This is a genomic window from Streptomyces griseoaurantiacus (assembly GCF_036189845.1).
GTDB lineage: Bacteria > Actinomycetota > Actinomycetes > Streptomycetales > Streptomycetaceae > Streptomyces > Streptomyces griseoaurantiacus.
On record NZ_CP108326.1, the window covers coordinates 509,247 to 525,882 of the forward strand.

At 72.2% G+C, this 16,636-nt stretch carries 13 protein-coding genes; 8 read left to right on the forward strand and 5 right to left on the reverse strand.

Translation table 11 applies throughout. From position 1 onward, the window contains the following. Nucleotides 1–18: 18 nt before the first annotated feature. A complete protein-coding gene (locus OHB09_RS02325) occupies nucleotides 19–705 on the reverse strand; it encodes an SDR family oxidoreductase (RefSeq protein WP_006140464.1) in 687 nt (228 codons plus the stop codon). A 122-nt stretch (nucleotides 706–827) separates the two neighbouring features. Continuing rightward, nucleotides 828–1,919: an IS630 family transposase gene (locus tag OHB09_RS02330; RefSeq protein ID WP_191892432.1), complete on the reverse strand. Its 1,092-nt coding sequence runs from the start codon at nucleotides 1,917–1,919 to the stop codon at nucleotides 828–830. Between the two features lie 236 nt (nucleotides 1,920–2,155). Here OHB09_RS02330 and OHB09_RS02335 point away from each other — a divergent pair, with 236 nt between their 5' ends. After that, nucleotides 2,156–2,785 carry a TetR/AcrR family transcriptional regulator gene (locus OHB09_RS02335; RefSeq protein WP_093590541.1) on the forward strand — a complete coding sequence of 210 codons (630 nt, stop codon included), beginning with the start codon at nucleotides 2,156–2,158 and terminating at the stop codon, nucleotides 2,783–2,785. An 18-nt stretch (nucleotides 2,786–2,803) separates the two neighbouring features. Here the strand turns inward: OHB09_RS02335 and OHB09_RS02340 are convergent, their stop codons facing one another. Continuing rightward, entirely contained in the window at nucleotides 2,804–4,087 is a 1,284-nt protein-coding gene (locus OHB09_RS02340) for a PP2C family protein-serine/threonine phosphatase (RefSeq protein WP_006140462.1), read from the reverse strand. Nucleotides 4,088–4,339: 252 nt separating this feature from the next. Between OHB09_RS02340 and OHB09_RS02345 the strand changes: the two genes are divergently transcribed. Next, on the forward strand, nucleotides 4,340–5,872 hold the full coding sequence (locus OHB09_RS02345) for an MFS transporter (RefSeq protein WP_234528229.1): 1,533 nt from the start codon (nucleotides 4,340–4,342) through the stop codon (nucleotides 5,870–5,872). 79 nt (nucleotides 5,873–5,951) lie between these two features. After that, nucleotides 5,952–6,860: a DMT family transporter gene (locus OHB09_RS02350; RefSeq protein WP_267972853.1), complete on the forward strand. Its 909-nt coding sequence runs from the start codon at nucleotides 5,952–5,954 to the stop codon at nucleotides 6,858–6,860. 72 nt (nucleotides 6,861–6,932) lie between these two features. Here OHB09_RS02350 and OHB09_RS02355 read toward each other — a convergent pair whose 3' ends face one another. Next, nucleotides 6,933–8,144 carry a Gfo/Idh/MocA family protein gene (locus OHB09_RS02355; protein ID WP_328730057.1) on the reverse strand — a complete coding sequence of 404 codons (1,212 nt, stop codon included), beginning with the start codon at nucleotides 8,142–8,144 and terminating at the stop codon, nucleotides 6,933–6,935. A gap of 70 nt (nucleotides 8,145–8,214) precedes the next feature. Then, nucleotides 8,215–10,248, reverse strand: a complete 2,034-nt coding sequence (locus tag OHB09_RS02360; protein WP_328921536.1) for a carbohydrate-binding protein — start codon at nucleotides 10,246–10,248, stop codon at nucleotides 8,215–8,217. Nucleotides 10,249–10,481: 233 nt separating this feature from the next. On the opposite strand from OHB09_RS02360, the gene OHB09_RS02365 reads away from it, so the two are divergent. The 5 genes from OHB09_RS02365 (at nucleotide 10,482) to OHB09_RS02385 (ending at nucleotide 16,612) form a co-directional block, all read left to right on the forward strand. Beyond that, the gene (locus OHB09_RS02365; RefSeq protein ID WP_006140457.1) at nucleotides 10,482–11,435 is read left to right on the forward strand and encodes a carbohydrate ABC transporter permease; all 954 of its coding nucleotides are present in this window, start codon (nucleotides 10,482–10,484) and stop codon (nucleotides 11,433–11,435) included. A gap of 9 nt (nucleotides 11,436–11,444) precedes the next feature. Beyond that, a complete protein-coding gene (locus tag OHB09_RS02370) occupies nucleotides 11,445–12,371 on the forward strand; it encodes a carbohydrate ABC transporter permease (protein ID WP_191890292.1) in 927 nt (308 codons plus the stop codon). Between the two features lie 89 nt (nucleotides 12,372–12,460). Next, complete coding sequence (locus tag OHB09_RS02375) at nucleotides 12,461–13,804, forward strand: ABC transporter substrate-binding protein (protein WP_006140455.1); 1,344 nt, start codon at nucleotides 12,461–12,463, stop codon at nucleotides 13,802–13,804. Nucleotides 13,805–13,857: 53 nt separating this feature from the next. Then, a complete protein-coding gene (locus OHB09_RS02380) occupies nucleotides 13,858–15,357 on the forward strand; it encodes a glycoside hydrolase family 36 protein (protein ID WP_328921537.1) in 1,500 nt (499 codons plus the stop codon). 97 nt (nucleotides 15,358–15,454) lie between these two features. Then, on the forward strand, nucleotides 15,455–16,612 hold the full coding sequence (locus OHB09_RS02385) for an ROK family transcriptional regulator (protein WP_006140453.1): 1,158 nt from the start codon (nucleotides 15,455–15,457) through the stop codon (nucleotides 16,610–16,612). The last annotated feature ends 24 nt before the right edge of the window (nucleotides 16,613–16,636 follow it).

Consider the following 16,636-nt stretch of genomic DNA (forward strand, 5'->3'; position numbering starts at 1 on the left):
GGCGGGACGGAGCGGGGCTCACGTCACCAGCAGGCCGCCGTCCATGTGCAGGTCGTGCGCGTTGATGCCGCCGTTGTGCAGCAGGAACTCCGTGGCGTCGGCGATCTCGGCCATCGTGACGAGGCGCCCGATCGGCGTCCGGTCCGAGTGCGGCGGGTTCGGCACGTCCTTCCAGCGGGGGCTGTCGCCGATGAGGCCGGGGTGCAGGGCGTTGACGCGGTGCGGGGCGATCTCGACGGCGAGGGTCCTGACCAGGCCGGTGATGCCCGCGTTGAAGGTGGAGACGACCGTGGAGCCGGGGTAGGGCCGTTCCTTGGCCAGGCCCCCGAACAGGACGACCGAGGCGCCCGGGGTGAACCGTTCGCGCAGTACCCGGACGGTTTCGGCGTAGCCGACCAGCTTCATCGTCACCGCGGCCACGGCGTTGGTGACGTCGAAGCGCCGCAGGGTGTTGGCGGCCTGTCCGACGGCGGTGACGACGAGGTGGTCCACCTCCTGGACGCCGGCCAGTGCGGCCTCGATGGTCTCGGGCCGGGCGAGGTCGAGTGCGAGCCCACGGGCGCCGGGCCCGAGGTCGGCGGCGACGCTCTCGGCGCGGGCGCGGTCCGTGCTGGTGACGACGACGTCGTCACCCCGGTCGGCGAAGCGGCGGGCGAGCACACCGCCCAGGCCGCCGCTTCCGCCGACGACGACTGTGGTGGTCATGGCAGGGGTGTCCCTTCGGTCGTGCGCCTTGCGGGGCAGTTAATATCCAACTGGATATTAAGCGTACAGTGTGCGGTGGGCGCACCGCCCGAGGGACCGGCGGGCAGGCGGCGGAAGGAGCACTAGTGACCTGAGTCGGAGATTCGTCGGCAGTATGCGGCGACTTTGTCGAGGATCTCGTCGGCGGTCTTCGTCCAGACGAACGGTCTTGGGTGCTCGTTCCAGTCGGCGAGCCAGCCTCGGATGTCGCGTTCAAGGGCCTGAACCGAGCGGTGGACGCCGCGCTTGAGCTTCTTCTGCGTGAGTTCGGCGAACCACCGCTCGACCAGGTTCAGCCAGGACGCGCTGGTCGGCGTGAAGTGCAGGTGGAACCGCGGATGGGTCAGCAGCCACCGCTTGATGTCGGGTGTCTTGTGGGTCGCGTAGTTGTCGAGAATCAAGTGGACCTGGAGACCGGCAGGGACTTCCTTGTCGAGCTTGGTCAGGAATTTCTTGAACTCCGATGCCCGGTGGCGGCGGTGCAGGGAGCCGATGACCTTGCCGGTGGCGACCTCAAGTGCGGCGAAGAGGGTGGTGGTGCCCGCGCGGACGTAGTCGTGGCTGCGGCGTTCGGGAACGCCTGGCACCATCGGCAGAACCGGCTGGGACCGGTCCAGGGCCTGGATCTGCGACTTCTCGTCCACGCAGAGCACCAGGGCCTTCTCCGGCGGGTCGAGGTAGAGGCCGACGACGTCGCGGACCTTGTCGATGAACAACGGATCAGTGGAGAGCTTGAACGTCTGCGACCGGTGCGGCGCGAGAGCGAAAGCCCGCCAGATCCGCGAGATGGTCGACTGCGACATGCCCGTAGCCGCGGCCATCGATCTCGTCGACCAGTGAGTCGCGTTCTTCGGCGTCTCCTCGAGTGTCTTGACGATGACCCGTTCGACGTCCGCGTCCGTGATCTTCCTCGGGACGCCGGGCCTCGGGTCGTCGCACAAGCCGTCCAGGCCCCGTTCGAGGAAACGCCGCCGCCAGGTGCGGACCGTGTCCGGAGTGATCCGCAGCCGGCGCGACACCTCCATGATCGAGTGCCCCTCGGCGCACTCCAGCACGATCCGCGACCGCTGAGCCAGAGCCTGGGCCGTCGAACGACGACGCAGCCAGCCCTCCAGCACAGCCCGCTGGGCATCAGTGACGGACAACGGTGGAATCTTCGGACCCGGACGACTCATACTCAACCAACGACGAATCTCCGACTCAGGTCACTAGGGCCTGTCTGACAATTCCCGTCGTCCGGCCGAAGGGCGGGCCGCGCGTGGTCCGGTGCGTGCGATCGCAAGGCGCCGGAGCGCCCACGTGGCGGAGTCACGTGGGCGCTCCGGCAACGCCGCGAGCGTGCGTGCCAGACCACGCGCGGCAGGCGCGAATTGTCAGACAGACCCTAGGGTGAACGCATGCGGGAGTCGGTGTGAGTGAACGCGAGGGAGCCGCGGAGGCCACGGACGCCCCGCGCAGGCGGCGCAGGGATCCTGAGGGGCATCGGGCGGACATCCTGCGGGCGGCCCGGGAGACCTTCGCCGAACGCGGGTACGCCCGCACCACCTTGCGGGAGATCGCCCGCCGGGCCGGCGTCACCCATGGGCTGATCACCCGCCACTTCGCCTCCAAGGAGCGGTTGTTCCTCGCGGCGGTGCCGGGCAACCGCGACCTCGAACAGGTCACTCCGGGGCCTCCGGACACACTGCCGGACCGGATCGCCCGCGCCTTCGTGCAGCGGATGGAGACCGACGCGGTCAACGACCCCCTCGTCGCCCTGGTGCGCAGTGCCGCCTCGGACCAGGGAACCGCCGCCGAGCTGCTCTCGGCGATGCAGGAACGCAGCGTCGACGCCTACCGCGCGGTGCTGACGGCGGACGCCTCCCCGGGGCCCGGCGAGGCGCGGGACGACCTCGACGAACGGGTGGCGCTGGTGGGCGCGCAGCTGATCGGGATCACCGTCGGCCGGTACATCGCGCGCACCGAACCCCTCGCCTCCATGCCGCCCGAGCGGCTCGTCGCCCACCTCACCCGGGCCCTGCGGCACATCCTGTTCGACTGAGCGCGGCAGCACCGGGGGTCACGCCGGCGTCGGCCGCCCTTCGCCCCCGCGCGGGCCGGGGGCCGAGACCCCCACGGCCGCCGCCGCCCGTGCCACGGGCTCGAGGTGGGGGCCGAGCCACTCGCAGAGCAGGACGGTGGCGTCGTCCTGGAGGTGGCCCTCGTGGTGGTCGAGGACGGCGTTGACGAGCCGGCGCAGGGTCTCGGGGACGGGCAGGCCGTCGGCGTGGTGGCGCAGGAGGAAGTCGACGAAGCGCTCGAGGCCGAACTCGGGTCCGCCGCGGCGGCGGGCTTCGGTGATGCCGTCGGTGTGCAGGACGAGCCGGTCGCCGGGCTGCAACTGCTCGCGGCACACGGTGCTCGGCAGGCCCAGGTCGGTGCCCATGGGATGGGCGGGAGCGCAGGGCAGCGGGGTGACCCAGCGGTTCTCGCGGATCACGATCGGCGGGTGGTGGCCGCGGTTGACCCACTCCAGGACGCCGGTGCGGGTGTCGAGGACGGCCAGGATCCCGGTGACGTAGCGCTGCCGGTCGTACTGCTCGACGAGCGCCGCCTCGACGGCCTCCCCCGTCGCGACGAGGCCGGCCCCCTGGCGGCGGGCGTTGCGGCAGGCGCCCAGGGCGAGGGTGGCGCACAGTCCGGCGGCGGTGTCGTGGCCCATCGCGTCGAGGACCGTGAGGTGGACCAGCGGCCCGTCGACGGCGTACTCGAAGGCGTCGCCGCTGATGTCGTAGGCGGGCTCCATGGCGGCGGAGACGGCCACCCGGCCGTCGGCGTAGGTGCGCGGGGCCATCAGGGTCCACTGCATCTCCGCGGCCACGCTCATCGGCCCGGTACGCACCAGTCCGGCCAGGGTGTCGCTGGTGTCCCGTTTGCTGACGACGACGAGCGAGACGAGCCCGGCCAGGGCCTCCATGTCGGCCCGGGCCTCCGTGTCCTCGCGCGCGGAGGCGAGGTGCAGCACGCCGATGCGTTCGGTGCCGTCGAGCAGCGGGACCCACCACGCCGGCGTGCCCTCGGCGGCCGGTGCTGCGGGCAGGAGGTCGAGGTACTGGAAGGCCCGCCCGGCGACGGTCCCCCCGACCGGCAGCGTGTCCGGCACCCCCGGGGGCGGGGGCCCTTCGCCCGGGAGGAGGCGCAGGACGTTGTGCTGCAGGTCGGCGAGGTAGATCAGGATCTCGTCGAAACCGGCGGCCGCCGCGCACTCTGCGGTCTTGGCGGGCAGCAGTTCGACGGGCATCAGGTGGCTGGCGGCGAGGAGTTCCGTCAGCATCCTGTGTCCGTCCCGGCCGCGTTCCTCCATCAGCGTGCACCTCCGCGGTCCTCGCCGTCCCCTTTCGGGGCCGGGCGCTGCACCGGCGGTTCGGGCGCGCTCCGCCGCCTCGCACCGGCCCCTCCCGTCTACCCCGCATCGGCCGCTCGGTGCCTGCCGGGTGCGGATGCGGGGCCACCCGTACGGACGCATCCTGGACCGGTGAACCGTACCTACGCCTTCCGGGGTACCGGTGCCCCCACGACCCGCCGGACCGATCGTCGGACCCTCGCGCTGGCGGCGATGCTGTTCGCCGTCGCGATGACGTTCATCGACCAGACCATCGTCGCCGTCGCGGCCCCCGAGATCGACCGGGAGCTGGGCCTGTCCGCCTCCGGGATGCAGTGGGTGGTGAACGCCTACCTGCTGGCGCTCGCCGCGTTCTTCGCGATCGGCGGCCGGCTCGCGGACCTGCTCGGGGCGCGGCGCGTGCTCGTCGTCGGCACCCTGCTGTTCGTGGTGTCGTCGGTGCTGTGCGGGTGCGTTCCCACGGGGGGCGTCGCGCAGAGCTGGCTGATCGCCTTCCGGGTGACCCAGGGGGTGGGCGCGGCCCTGCTGTTCCCGGCGGCGCTGGCGGTGGTGGTCGCGGTGTTCCCGGTGGACCGCCGGGGCCGGGCGCTGGCGCTGTTCTTCGGGCTGTCCGGGGCGCTGACCGTGCTCGGGCCGGTGCTGGGCGGCTGGCTCACCTCGTGGACCTGGCGTGCCATCTTCTGGGTCAACGTGCCGGTGGCGGTCGTGGCGCTGGTGCTGACGTTCCTGGCCCGGCTGGAGGACCGTCCCCGTGCCGAGTCCCTCGACGTGCGCGGGGCCCTGCTGATCGTGGCCGGGATGGGTCTGAGCGTGCTCGGCTTCCAGCAGGCCGCGACCTGGGGCTGGGGCAGCGCGGCGACCTGGGGGTGCATCGCGGGCGGCGCGGCGCTGCTGGTGCTGTTCTGGCGGTACGAGCGCGGGGTGCGCCATCCGCTGATCAGGCTGCGGGTGTTCCGGGACCCGGCGTTCCGGGCGGACGCGCTGGTGCTGTTCTTCGCGATGCTCGCGTTCGTCCCGCTCTTCTTCTTCGCCTCGGTGTACGCGCAGGTGTGCCTGAGCGCCTCCCCCACCCAGGCGGCGCTGTTCCTGCTGTACTTCTTCGCGGGCTTCGCGCTCGCCTCCCAGTGGGGCGGGCACATCCTGGACAAGCGGGGTGCCCGGCCGGCGCTCAGACTCGGGACGGCGCTGGGTGCCGTGGGCTTCGCGCTGTGGGCCAACCGGCTGACGGACCTGTCGATGCACGACCAGTGGCCGTACGCCGCGATGGCGGGCGCCGGGATCGGGCTCCTGCTCGCCCCGGCCTCGACGGACGCCGTGAACCGGGCGATCGGTGCCTCGTACGGCGAGGTCACCGGTGTCACCCAGACCGTGCGCAACTACGCGGCCAGCGTGGGGCTGGCCGTGTTCGGCGCACTCCTCACCCGGGTCACGGCCGAGAACGTGGCCGGCACGCTGCGCTCGCGCGGGGTGCCGGCGGGCAGGGCGGACGGGGTGGCCCGGCAGGTCGCCGAGGCCGTCACGGGCAACGGGGACGAGCGGGTCCCGCAGGGCAGCGGGCAGGCGGCCTCGGCCGCGCGGGACGCGATGGCCGCCGTGCGGATGGACTTCGCCCAGGCCAACCAGTGGGTGTTCTACGGCATGGCCATCTGCCTCGGCCTGGCTCATCTGTGCGCCCTGCGCCATCCGGGCGACCGCGTGACGGCGCCGGCGGCGCAGTCCGCCCGGCCGAAGGCACCGGTGTCCTGAGCGGTCGCCGGCAGGGCGTGTCCGCCCCGTGGGCCAACGACGGCGCGCGGTCGTGGCGCGGGCGCGCGAGGATCGGTGGATGGGTGTGGGACTGGGACTCGTGCTGTCGGTGGTCTTCGCGCTGTGCGCGGCGTTCAGCAACGCGCTGGCCACCGTGCTGCAGCGGCGGGCCGCGCTGAGCGTGCCGCAGTCGCGGGGGTTCCGCCTCGGGCTGGTCGTCGACCTGCTGCACCGGCCGGTGTGGGTCGCCGGGATGCTCGCGGTGGTGGTGGCGGGGGTGGGGCAGGCGGCGGCGCTGGCCACCGGGCCGCTCTCCCTCGTCCAGCCGCTGTTCGTGCTGGAACTGCCGCTGGCCCTGCTGCTCGCCTCGCTCGCGGCGCGCACCCGGCTGCCGGGTGCCCTGTGGCTGGCCGTGGCGGCGGTGGTCGCCGGGCTGGGGGTGGCCCTCGCCGCCGCCGCGCCCTCGGGGCAGCGGGAGCACGTGTCCCCCGACCGGTGGATCCCGGCCCTGGTGGCCTGCGCGGGGCTCGCGCTGCTGCTGGTCGCGGTCGGGTTCAGGCGGCCGAACGGCAAGGCGAGGGCCGGCTGCCTGGGCGCGGCCACCGCGGTCTGCTACGCGCTGACCGCCGGTCTGATGAAGTCCGCGGTGGCGGTCCTGGCCTCCGACGGGCTCCTCGCCTTCCTCACCGAGTGGCAGACGTACGCGTTCGCGGCCACCGGGGTGTGCGCGGTGCTGCTGCTGGAGCACGCGATGCAGGGCGGCCCCCTGGTCGCCTCCCAGCCGGCGCTCACCCTCGGCGACGCGACGGTGAGCCTGCTGCTGGGGGTGGTGCTGTACCAGGAGCACGTCCGCACGGGCTGGTGGCTGCTGCCGCAGCTCCTGGGTGTGGGGCTGATCGTCGGGGGTGTCCTGGTGCTCGCCCGCCGGGGAACGGATCTGCGTCACGAGGCGCCGAAGGCACCGGAACGCGAGGCCCCGGCCGCCTGAGGAGCGGCGGGGGCGGGTGACCCGCCGCCCGCCCTCCCCGCCGCCCTTCCCGGTTCGCTCGGTCGCGTTCCGTCAGCGCGTCTGGCCGCGTTCGAAGTACGCGATCAGTTCCGGGTCCAGGTCCGGGACCTCGCGGGGTGTGCCGCCGTCCCGCAGGGACTCGGTGGCCCGCACCCCGGCGGCGACGGCCATCCGGGCGGCCACCGGCGAGGTGTCGGTGGCGCCGCCCTCGCGCACGAACCTGAGGAACTCCTCGATCAGCAGCGGGTCGGCGCCGCCGTGTTCCTCCTCGGTCCCGTCGGCGCCCTCCTCGGCGAGCGGCACGGCGTACTCGGCGTCCGCCTCGGCCCGGTAGGTGGAGCGGCGGGAGTTCCACACCCTGACCACCGCGCCCTCCTCGTCGCCGAAGTTCTCCAGCCGGCCCGCGTCGCCGATGACGGTGTAGTTGCGCCAGTAGTCGGGGGTGAAGTGGCACTGCTGGTAGGCGGCCAGTACCCCGTTGTCCAGACGCATGTTGAGCAGCGACACGTCCTCCACGTCGATGACCGGGTTGAGCCCGCGCTGGGTGTGCGGCGGCCAGTGCCCGTCGACGGTGTGCCAGTCGGCGTGCTTGGGCTCGCCGGGGGCCCTGCGGTGCGGGTTGTCCCCGTAGACCATCAGGTCGCCGAGGGCCTGGACGCGTCGCGCGTAGCCGCCCGCGAGCCAGTGCAGCACGTCGATGTCGTGGGCGGCCTTCTGCAGCAGCAGCCCGGTGGTGTGGCGCCGTTCCGCGTGCCAGTCCTTGAAGTACCAGTCGCCGCCGTACCCCACGAAGTGCCGCACCCATATGGTCTTGACCTCGCCGATCTCGCCGCGCGCGATGACGTCGCGCATCAGCCGGATCACCGGCATGTGCCGCATGTTGTGGCCGACGTACAGGCGGGTGCCGGTCTCGTAGGCCGTGCGCAGCAGGGCGTCGCAGCGCTCGACGGTGATGTCGAGGGGCTTCTCCACGAAGACCGGCTTGCCCGCCCTGAGCGCCTCGCCGGCGAGGTCGGCGTGGGTGTGGTCGGGGGTGAGGACGAGGACGGCGTCGACGTCGGGGGCGTGCAGCACGTCCCGGTGGTCCTCGGTCAGGCGCGCCCCGGGGAACGCGGTCGCCGCCTCCTCGCGGACGGTGCCGTCGGGGTCGGCGAGCGCGACGACCTCCGAGCCGTTGCCCGGCCGGTGCGCGAGGCGGGCGAGCGAGCCTCGAAGTCCGAATCCGAGGACACCGAGGCGGAGTTCGCGGGGGGCGTCGGTCATGACAATTGCGCCTTTCTGGTGGGTGGTGCGAGGTACGTGAGGGTCCTCGTGGTCGGGTGCGGGTGACCGGTCAGCTCACGGTGATCCGGTCGATGTCGGGCGCCCAGCCGTCGGGGCCGGCGAGGGTGACGGTGTTGTCCTCACCCGCGCGCAGATCCAGTCGCACCGCGAGGGTCGCGGTGGTGTCCCAGTCGGCGGTCGGGGCGAAGGTGAGGGTACGGGGTGTGCCCCCGCCCACCCGGACGGTGGCGGTACGGGACTCGCGGGTGGCGTAGTGCACGGTGACGGTACGGGTGCCGCCGCTGCCGCCGTCGACGTGGCGGAAGGTGAGGGTGGCGCCCTTGCCGACGTATCCCACCTTGGCCCCGCCGGAGCAGCCGCCGCAGCCGGTCACGACGGCCCCGCCGGTCAGGGTGTTGCCGGGGGCCTCGGCCTCGTGACTCGCCGGACCGGCGCTCCCGCCGGGGCCGACCGTCATCGCCCCGAGGTCGAGCCAGCCGTCGCCGTTCTGCCCGGCGTTGGCGAAGCGCAGCTTCTTGGCGCGGGGGCTCACCTTCTCCAGGGGGTTGTCCGCCTTCATCACGAGCCGGTAGCCGCCCCGGGCGACGCCGCCGAGGTCGACGGAGGTGTCGAAGTACCGCGGGCTGCCGAAGTCGAGGTAGGTGGGGTCGGAGCCCACTTTCCAGTCGGGGTAGGCCCTGATCCGGGTGGGCATGACCGTGCGCAGGTCCCAGGAGGTGTCCCAGTCCTCGACGAGGTCGCCGGAGGCGTTCTTCAGGCCGAGGCGGACCTTCCACGGGTAGTAGAAGGGTGCGACACCGGTGTTGGCGATCCGCACGCCGACCTTGGTGGTGCCCTGCGCGGTGTCGTGGAAGTAGGCCTGGGTGACGCCGAGGTCGTAGCCCATCAGCCGGACCGCGGCCGCCGCGCCGGGGTCGGTGGCCGGGTAGTCGGCGCTGTCCTCGTTCATCTTCCAGGTGGTGTGCTCCAGTTCGACGCACGCCTTCATGTCGTCCACGTCGCCGGAACCGCCGGGCCAGTGCGCGAAGGCGGTGGGCTGGATCTCGGGACGTACCTCACCGCCCATCGACGCGGTGGTCCAGCGGTTCTCCACCCCGTGCTCGACGGCTTTCTGCAACTGCGCCCACGGGGCGCCGCCCATCGACTCGGGCAGGGTGACGCCCTGTGCGGGTGAGCCCTCCCGGTAGCAGAAGGAGTCGTCGTGGTAGCCGACGGAGGGCCGGTCGTCGGCGGCGCCGCCCGCGGAGTCGGGATAGCGCAGCTCGATCTTCGTACGGGTGAAGGCCCTGTCGTAGGCGTCGACGATCTCGGCGGCGTGGGCGTCGGTGGGCATGTAGTCGGGATACGTGTCGCCGGAGGTGTCGGTGTCGTAGGGCCAGGTGTGCCATTCGCCCCACAGTCCGATCAGCCCCATGTGCACGAAGCCCAGGCGCGGATCGCCGTCGTAGCGGGCGCCGAAGGCGGCGATGAAGTCCTTGAGCGCGTCCCGCAGGTAGGGGCTGTCGTAGTCGGGGCTGGTGGTGTGCCAGTAGGCGTTGTCGCGGTTGTCCACGTGCCCGGCGAAGCAGGCGGGGATCGCGTTGGACGGATGGGCTCCGGCGTCCCCCGGATACTCGAGGTAGAACCGGACCGCGGCCTGGTTGCCGGCCGCCGCGATGGCGTCCAGTGACGCGTCCAGGGCGCTCCAGTCGAGGCGGCCGCAGTCGGAGGCGTCCTTCATCACCTCGGACAGGCCGAAGTAGGACCAGGTCAGCGAGTGCGGGAAGCCCGTGTTCTGGTCGCTCCCCGGCTGGTAGAAGCGGGCGAACCCCTTGAGCGGGTTGTCCAGCGGCGCGTCGGCGGCGGCCAGCGCGTGGACCGGGAGCGTGGGGTCGGGGTCCGGGCCCGGAGCCGGGCGGTCGGGGACTCCGCCCGTGGAGGCGGCGGCGCCGGGGGTGGCGTGGGCGCCGGCGCCGGGGGCCGCGTGGGCGCGGGGGCCGGGCAGCGCGGTGAGGGCCAGGGCGAGGGCGAGGGCGAGGGCGAGGGCCGCGGCGCAGAGAGCGGCCCACGGCTCTCCGCGGCGTCCGGGCCTGAACGTACGCATGGTCGACCTCCGGGGGTTCGGTCGCGAGGTGGGGGGTGGCCGGTGTGCCCCGGCCGTCGGTCCGGGTACGGGGCGGAGTCCGGTACGGGGCCGGCGCGGGGTCCGGCGGGTGTGACTGATTTTCGCTCAGTTATGCGCCACCATTGACAAAGTTTCGCTGTTGCTCATCAATATGTGGGCACAGCGCTCCACTGGCAAGAGGTGCGGCGCAGATCTTCTTCGGAGGCCTGACCATGGGCGCCAGCACGGCCATCGCGTCGCCCCGGCAGCGCGGCGGCAGCCGCACGGGCAAGGGCGCGAGCCCGGGGCGGCCCCGCAGGGCCCGGGACGACAGGAGGGCGGCCTGGCTGTTCCTCGCTCCGGCACTGGCGGGATTCGCGCTGTTCTACGCGTACCCGACCGCACGGGGCGTGTACTACTCGCTCACCGACTACAGCCTGCTCAACGACCCGCACTTCACCGGCACCGAGAACTACCGGCAGCTGATCGGCGACGACCAGTTCTGGAACGCGCTCAAGGTCACCGGGTACTACGTCGTGCTGAACATCGGCTCGCAGATGATCCTCGCCCTGGGGCTCGCGACCCTGATGCACCGGCTGACCCGCTCGGTGGCGCTGCGCGCGATGCTGCTCGTGCCCTGGCTGGTGCCCAACGTCACCGTGGGCCTGCTGTGGATGTGGATGCTCGACGCCAACCTCGGCCTCGTCAACCACCTCCTGGGCGCCTTCGGCGTGGGCCCCACCGGCTTCCTCACCTCACCGACCTGGGCGATGCCCACCGTCGCCGGCATCAACGCCTGGGCGTACACCGGCTACACGGCGCTGCTGCTCTACGCGGGCATGCTCCAGATCCCCCGACATCTCTACGAGAGCGCCTCCCTGGACGGCGCGGGCGAGTGGCGCATGTTCACCCGCATCACCCTGCCGCTGCTGCGCCCGGTCCTGGCACTGGTCCTGGTGGTCTCCCTGATCGGCTCGTTCCAGATCTTCGACACGATCGCCGTGACCACCAAGGGCGGCCCGGTCGGCGCCACCCGGGTCATCTACTTCTACATCTACGAACAGGCCTTCACGTACTTCCACATGGGGTACGCCTCCGCCGTCGCCGTGATCCTCGCGCTGCTCCTCGGTGTGCTGACCGCCGTGCAGATGCGGCTGCTGCGCGCGTCCCGCTCGGACCTGGCCTGAGGAGCGACCATGACTTCCACGCGCACGCGCACCGGCACCGGCACCGGCACCCGCACCCGCACCCGGCCGACGCCGGGCCGGATCCTGGCCTGGGCGCTGATGACCGTCGCGCTCGTGGCGACGCTCTTCCCGTTCTACTGGATGGTCCGCACCGCACTGACCCCCGCGGCCGATCTCTACTCCGACTCCACCGGCCCGCTCCCCCAGCACCCCACGATGATCAACTTCTGGCGGGTGCTCGGGCTGACCAGCCAGGAGGAGGCCAGGGCGGCCGGCGGGTCCGGGGCACAGGTCGACTTCCTGCGCTACCTGCTGAACTCGGTCGTCTACAGCGGTCTGATCGCCTTCCTCCAGACGCTGTTCTGCGCGATGGCCGGGTACGCCTTCGCCCGGCTGCGCTTCCCCGGCAGGGACGCGGTCTTCGGTGTGCTGATCGCCGCGCTGATGGTGCCGCCGATCTTCACCGTGCTGCCCAACTTCGTGCTCGTGAAGAACCTCGGCTGGCTGAACACCTTCGCCGGGATGGTCGCCCCGAGTGTGCTCATGACGCCGTTCGCGGTGTTCTTCCTGCGCCAGTTCTTCCTGTCCATCCCGCGCGAGGTGGAGGAGGCCGCCGTCCTCGACGGGGTCGGGGCCTGGGGCGTGTTCTGGCGGGTGGTGATGCCGATGAGCCGGGGTCCCCTGCTCACCATCGGGCTGACGACCGCGGTGTGGGCCTGGAAGGACTACCTGTGGCCGCTGCTGACCGGCCGTGAGGAGGAGACCCGCGTGCTGACCGTCGCGCTCGGCATCTTCCAGCAGCAGTCGCCCAACACCCAGCCGGACTGGACCGGTCTGATGGCCGGCTCCACCCTCTCCGTGCTCCCCGTCCTCGTGATCCTGATCCTTCTCGGCCGCCGTCTGGTCGAGTCCCTGAACTTCACCGGCATCAAGTGAGCCGTTCCTCCCGCCCCTTCGTCACCGCACGCCCGTTCGTCACCGCACGCTCCTTCGTCACCGCACGCTCCTGAGAGAGGCACCCCGACATGAGAATCCTTCACCGGCGCGCCGCCGCGGCACTGCTGTGCCTGGCCGCCACCTCGACCTTCGTCTCCTGCGGCAGCTCCGACGAGGGCTCCGGCGGCACCACGCTCGACTACTGGCTCTGGGACGACAAGCAGCTCCCCGCCTACCAGGAGTGCGCGGACGCGTTCCACAAGGCCAACCCGGACATCACCGTCAAGATCACCCAGACGGCGTGGGCCCAGTACTGGCAGAACCTCACCACCCAGCTCACCTCCGGCGACGCCCCGGACGTGTGGACCAACCAGAGCTCGTACTATCCGCAGTTCGCCACCAGCAACCAACTGCTGGACCTCCAGCCGCTGATCGAGCGGGACAAGGTGGACCTGTCCGCCTACCAGGACGGCCTCGCCGACGTGTGGGCGAAGGACGGCAAGCGCTACGGGCTGCCCAAGGACTGGGACACCATGGCGCTCGTCTACAACACCACGATGCTCGAGAAGCAGGGCCTGAAGAAGGCCGAACTGGACAAGCTGACGTGGAACCCCTCGGACGGCGGCACGCTGGAGCGGGCGATAGCCAGGTCCACCCTCGACACCAAGGGCCGCAACGGACTCGACCCGGACTTCGACAGGAAGCACATCAAGGTCTACGGGTTCCTGCCCGAGTGGGCCGACGGCTCGCAGGGGCAGAACGGCTGGGGCGACCTGGCCGCCGCCAACGGGTTCCGCTACCTCGACAAGAACCCCTGGGGCACCCACTACAAGTACGACGACCCGAAGCTCGCCGAGACCATCGCCTGGTTCAAGCACCTCATCGACAAGGGGTACGCGCCCCGCTTCGACAAGCAGTCCACGGTCGCCAACTCCGAGCTGCTCTCCGCGGGCAAGGGCGCGATCATGGTCACCGGCTCGTGGACCATCTCCACCTTCACCGACCCCAAGGTCAAGGAGAAGCTGGCCTTCGCGCCGCTGCCGGTCGGGCCCGCGGGACGCAAGAGCGCCATCAACGGGCTGGCCGACTCCGTCTGGGCCGGCACCAAGCACCAGGAGCAGTCCTGGAAATGGGTCAAGTACCTGGGCTCCGCCGACTGCCAGAACCGGGTGGCCGCGCACGCCGTGGTCTTCCCCGCGCTGAAGAGCGCGACCCGGAAGGCACTGGCCGCGCACGAGGCCAAGGGGCATGACGTCGGCGTGTTCACCGACGTCACGGCCGCCAAGGAGACCTTCCCGCTGCCCGTCACCGAGCACGGCACCGAGATCAACCCGCTGGTGCAGGACGCCGTCCAGTCCGTCGTCCTCGGACAGGCCACGCCGCAGAAGGCGCTCAAGGACGCCAACGACAAGGTCAACGCCCTCTTCAAGTAGCCGTCCGGTCCACCCGGCACCGCACTTCCCCACCGGTTCACGCAAGGAGATCCATGGCCCAGCTCCTCACCCTCGGCGCGCGCACCTTCGCCGTCGAACTGGAGGACGACGCCCCGCCGCAGGCCGTAGACGGCGGCCTGCTGCTGCCTCCCGGACGCGCCGCCGTCCTGCACGGGCTCGGCGACGCCCTCTTCTACCGGCACGGACACAATTCCTGGAGCCCCTGCGGCTGGCGCCGGCTCTCCGAGGCACCGCTGCGCATCGAGAGCGCCCAGCGGCGGCTGACGGCCGACGACACCACGTGGGACGACCCCTCCCGGCACCACTCCTCCGCCGTCGCGGCCCTCCAGGGCGCCGACGGGCAGGTGCTGCTGCTGGGCGCCCTCGGCCTGGACGTGCCCCGGCTCACCGCCGACCGCGACACCCTCGCGGGCTGGTACGAGGACGCCGCGGCACCCTGGTTCCTGGCCTACGGCACCGAGGAGGAGGTCTTCGCCGCCTACGCCCGCCACCTCGGCGACCGTCTGGGGCGCGGCACCCGGCGCGCGGGCAACGTGTGGTGCAGCTGGTACGCCTACTACGAGAACATCACCGAGGAACAGCTCACCAAGGACATCGACGCCCTGCGCGGCCTCCCCTTCGACGTCGTCCAGGTCGACGACGGCTGGGAGACGAGGGTGGGCGACTGGGAGGCCAACGACAAGTTCCCCTCCGGGATGCGTGACCTCGCGGAACGCATCCGGGGCGCGGGACTGCGTCCCGGGCTGTGGATCGCGCCCTTCATCGTGCTCCCCGACTCCCGCACCGCCCGCGAACACCCCGAACTGCTGCTGCGCGAGGAGGACGGCCGGCCCGCGGTGGCCGGCCACAACTGGGGCAGCCCCTACTGGGTCCTCGACCTGACCCTGCCCGCGGCCCAGGAGCACCTGCGGGGCCTCGTCCGCCGGCTCGTCGGGGAGTGGGGGTACACCTACCTCAAGCTGGACTTCCTCCAGGCCGGCACCACGCCCGGCCGGCACGCGCACCCCGCGGGCCGCGAGGAGGTCTACCGCACCGGGCTGCGGATCATCCGGGAGGAGGCGGGCCCCGACACGTACCTCCTGGCCAGCGGGGCGCCGCTGCTGCCCTCGCTCGGGCTGGCCGACGGGCTGCGCAGCGGTCCCGACGTGGCGCCGCTGTGGGAGCACTACGCCACCCGGGACCCCTCGGACGCGCTGGCGCGCAACGCCGTCGTCAACACCGTGCACCGGCTGTGGCAGTCCCCGCTGCTGGAGGTCGACCCGGACGTCGTGTACTTCCGCAGCCGGCTGAACCTCCTCACCGAGCGGCAGCAGGGACTGCTGCGCGACCTCGCGGACATCTGCGGGTTCCGGGCCGTGTCCGATCCCCCGTGCTGGCTGCGTCCCGAGGAACTGCAGGCCATGACACGGTACTTGCGGGCCCGCCCCGAGGTCCGCAGGACGGGCCGCTACCACTTCCTGCTCGACGGGCGGGAGGTGGACTTCACCCCGGTGGTGCACCCGGACGAGGAGCAGCGGTATCCCGTCGCCTGACATCGGCCGGAGGTCTCCTCCGGCCGTCCGGCGGAGTTAGTAAACTGCCTAGCATTATCCAGCGGTGAGTACCGCGGCCCACTGCAGGGAGCAGCACATGGCGACGACCGGCACCGATCCGGCCCGGATGCGCGAGATGAACCAGTTGACCATCGTGTGGGCGCTGCGCGGCAACCCGCCCTCGACGGTCACCGAACTCGCCGGCCGGACGGGGCTGTCCCGGCCCGCCGTGGACGTGCTGGTGCAGCAGTTGGTGGCGGAGGGCTGGGCCGAGGTCGAGGAGCCGGGGGCCAGCAGTACCGTCGGGCGGCCCGCCCGGCGGTACCGCTTCCGGGCCGGCGCCGGGCACGTGCTCGGCATCGACGTCGGGGTGCACAAGATCCTGGTCATGCTCAGCGACCTGGAGGGCAACCTCGTCCAGAGCCTGCGCCGGCCGGCCGATCCGGAGGCCGGTCCCGACGACCGCCTGGCCACGGTCGACCGGTGCGTCGACGAGGTGCTGCGCGAGGCGGGGATGACGGCGGCCGACATCTGGGCGGTCACCGTCGGCGTGACCGGGCCCGTCGACGCGAGCGGCCGCACGTCCCTGTTCACCCCTCTGCCGGGCTGGAACGCGGTCGATCCGGTGGCCCATCTCACCGAACGCTTCGGCTGCCCCGTCCAGGTCGAGAACGACTGCAAGCTGGCCGCGGTCGCCGAGCGCTGGAAGGGTGTGGCACAGGACGCGGACGACATCGTGTACGTCCTGGCCGGCATCCGCACCGGCGCCGGGCTGATCATCGACGGGACGCTGCGCCGTGGGCACGGCGGGGCCGCGGGCGAGATCGGCGCGCTGAAGGCCGTGCGCTGGCTGGACGCGCCGGGCCACCTCGCCGGCTGCCCCGGGGTGCCCGCGACGGCCGCGCAGGGCGAGGCCGCCGCCTGGGTGTTCCGCGCGGCCCGCGAGGGCGACCGGGCCGCGCGGACTGCCGTGCGGCGCTACGCGCGCGACCTCGCCGTCGGCGTGGCCGCGCTCACCCTCACCCTCGATCCGCAGGTCGTCGTCTACGGCGGGGGCTTCTCCCGGTCGGCGGACGTCGTGCTGCCGATGCTGCGGCAGGAACTGACCAAGCACTGCCTGCGCCTGCCGGAGCTGCGCGCCTCGACGCTGGGCGACGAGAGCGTGGCACTGGGCGCCCTGCGGCTCGCCCTCGACGAGATCGACGACCGGCTGCTCGGCGGCCGGCTCGCGGCCCCGGCCGCCCCGCGCGTGTAACGGGGCGGCGTCCCACTCCCCCGG

What these genes read in the sequence shown, in the direction of transcription:
- OHB09_RS02325 (WP_006140464.1), bottom strand. Translation starts at nt 705, where the DNA reads ATGACCACCACAGTCGTCGTCGGCGGAAGCGGCGGCCTGGGCGGTGTG.
- OHB09_RS02330 (WP_191892432.1), bottom strand. Translation starts at nt 1,919, where the DNA reads ATGAGTCGTCCGGGTCCGAAGATTCCACCGTTGTCCGTCACTGATGCC.
- OHB09_RS02340 (WP_006140462.1), bottom strand. Translation starts at nt 4,087, where the DNA reads ATGGAGGAACGCGGCCGGGACGGACACAGGATGCTGACGGAACTCCTC.
- OHB09_RS02345 (WP_234528229.1), top strand. Translation starts at nt 4,340, where the DNA reads ATGCTGTTCGCCGTCGCGATGACGTTCATCGACCAGACCATCGTCGCC.
- OHB09_RS02350 (WP_267972853.1), top strand. Translation starts at nt 5,952, where the DNA reads ATGGGTGTGGGACTGGGACTCGTGCTGTCGGTGGTCTTCGCGCTGTGC.
- OHB09_RS02355 (WP_328730057.1), bottom strand. Translation starts at nt 8,144, where the DNA reads ATGACCGACGCCCCCCGCGAACTCCGCCTCGGTGTCCTCGGATTCGGA.
- OHB09_RS02360 (WP_328921536.1), bottom strand. Translation starts at nt 10,248, where the DNA reads ATGCGTACGTTCAGGCCCGGACGCCGCGGAGAGCCGTGGGCCGCTCTC.
- OHB09_RS02365 (WP_006140457.1), top strand. Translation starts at nt 10,482, where the DNA reads ATGGGCGCCAGCACGGCCATCGCGTCGCCCCGGCAGCGCGGCGGCAGC.
- OHB09_RS02370 (WP_191890292.1), top strand. Translation starts at nt 11,445, where the DNA reads ATGACTTCCACGCGCACGCGCACCGGCACCGGCACCGGCACCCGCACC.
- OHB09_RS02375 (WP_006140455.1), top strand. Translation starts at nt 12,461, where the DNA reads ATGAGAATCCTTCACCGGCGCGCCGCCGCGGCACTGCTGTGCCTGGCC.
- OHB09_RS02380 (WP_328921537.1), top strand. Translation starts at nt 13,858, where the DNA reads ATGGCCCAGCTCCTCACCCTCGGCGCGCGCACCTTCGCCGTCGAACTG.
- OHB09_RS02385 (WP_006140453.1), top strand. Translation starts at nt 15,455, where the DNA reads ATGGCGACGACCGGCACCGATCCGGCCCGGATGCGCGAGATGAACCAG.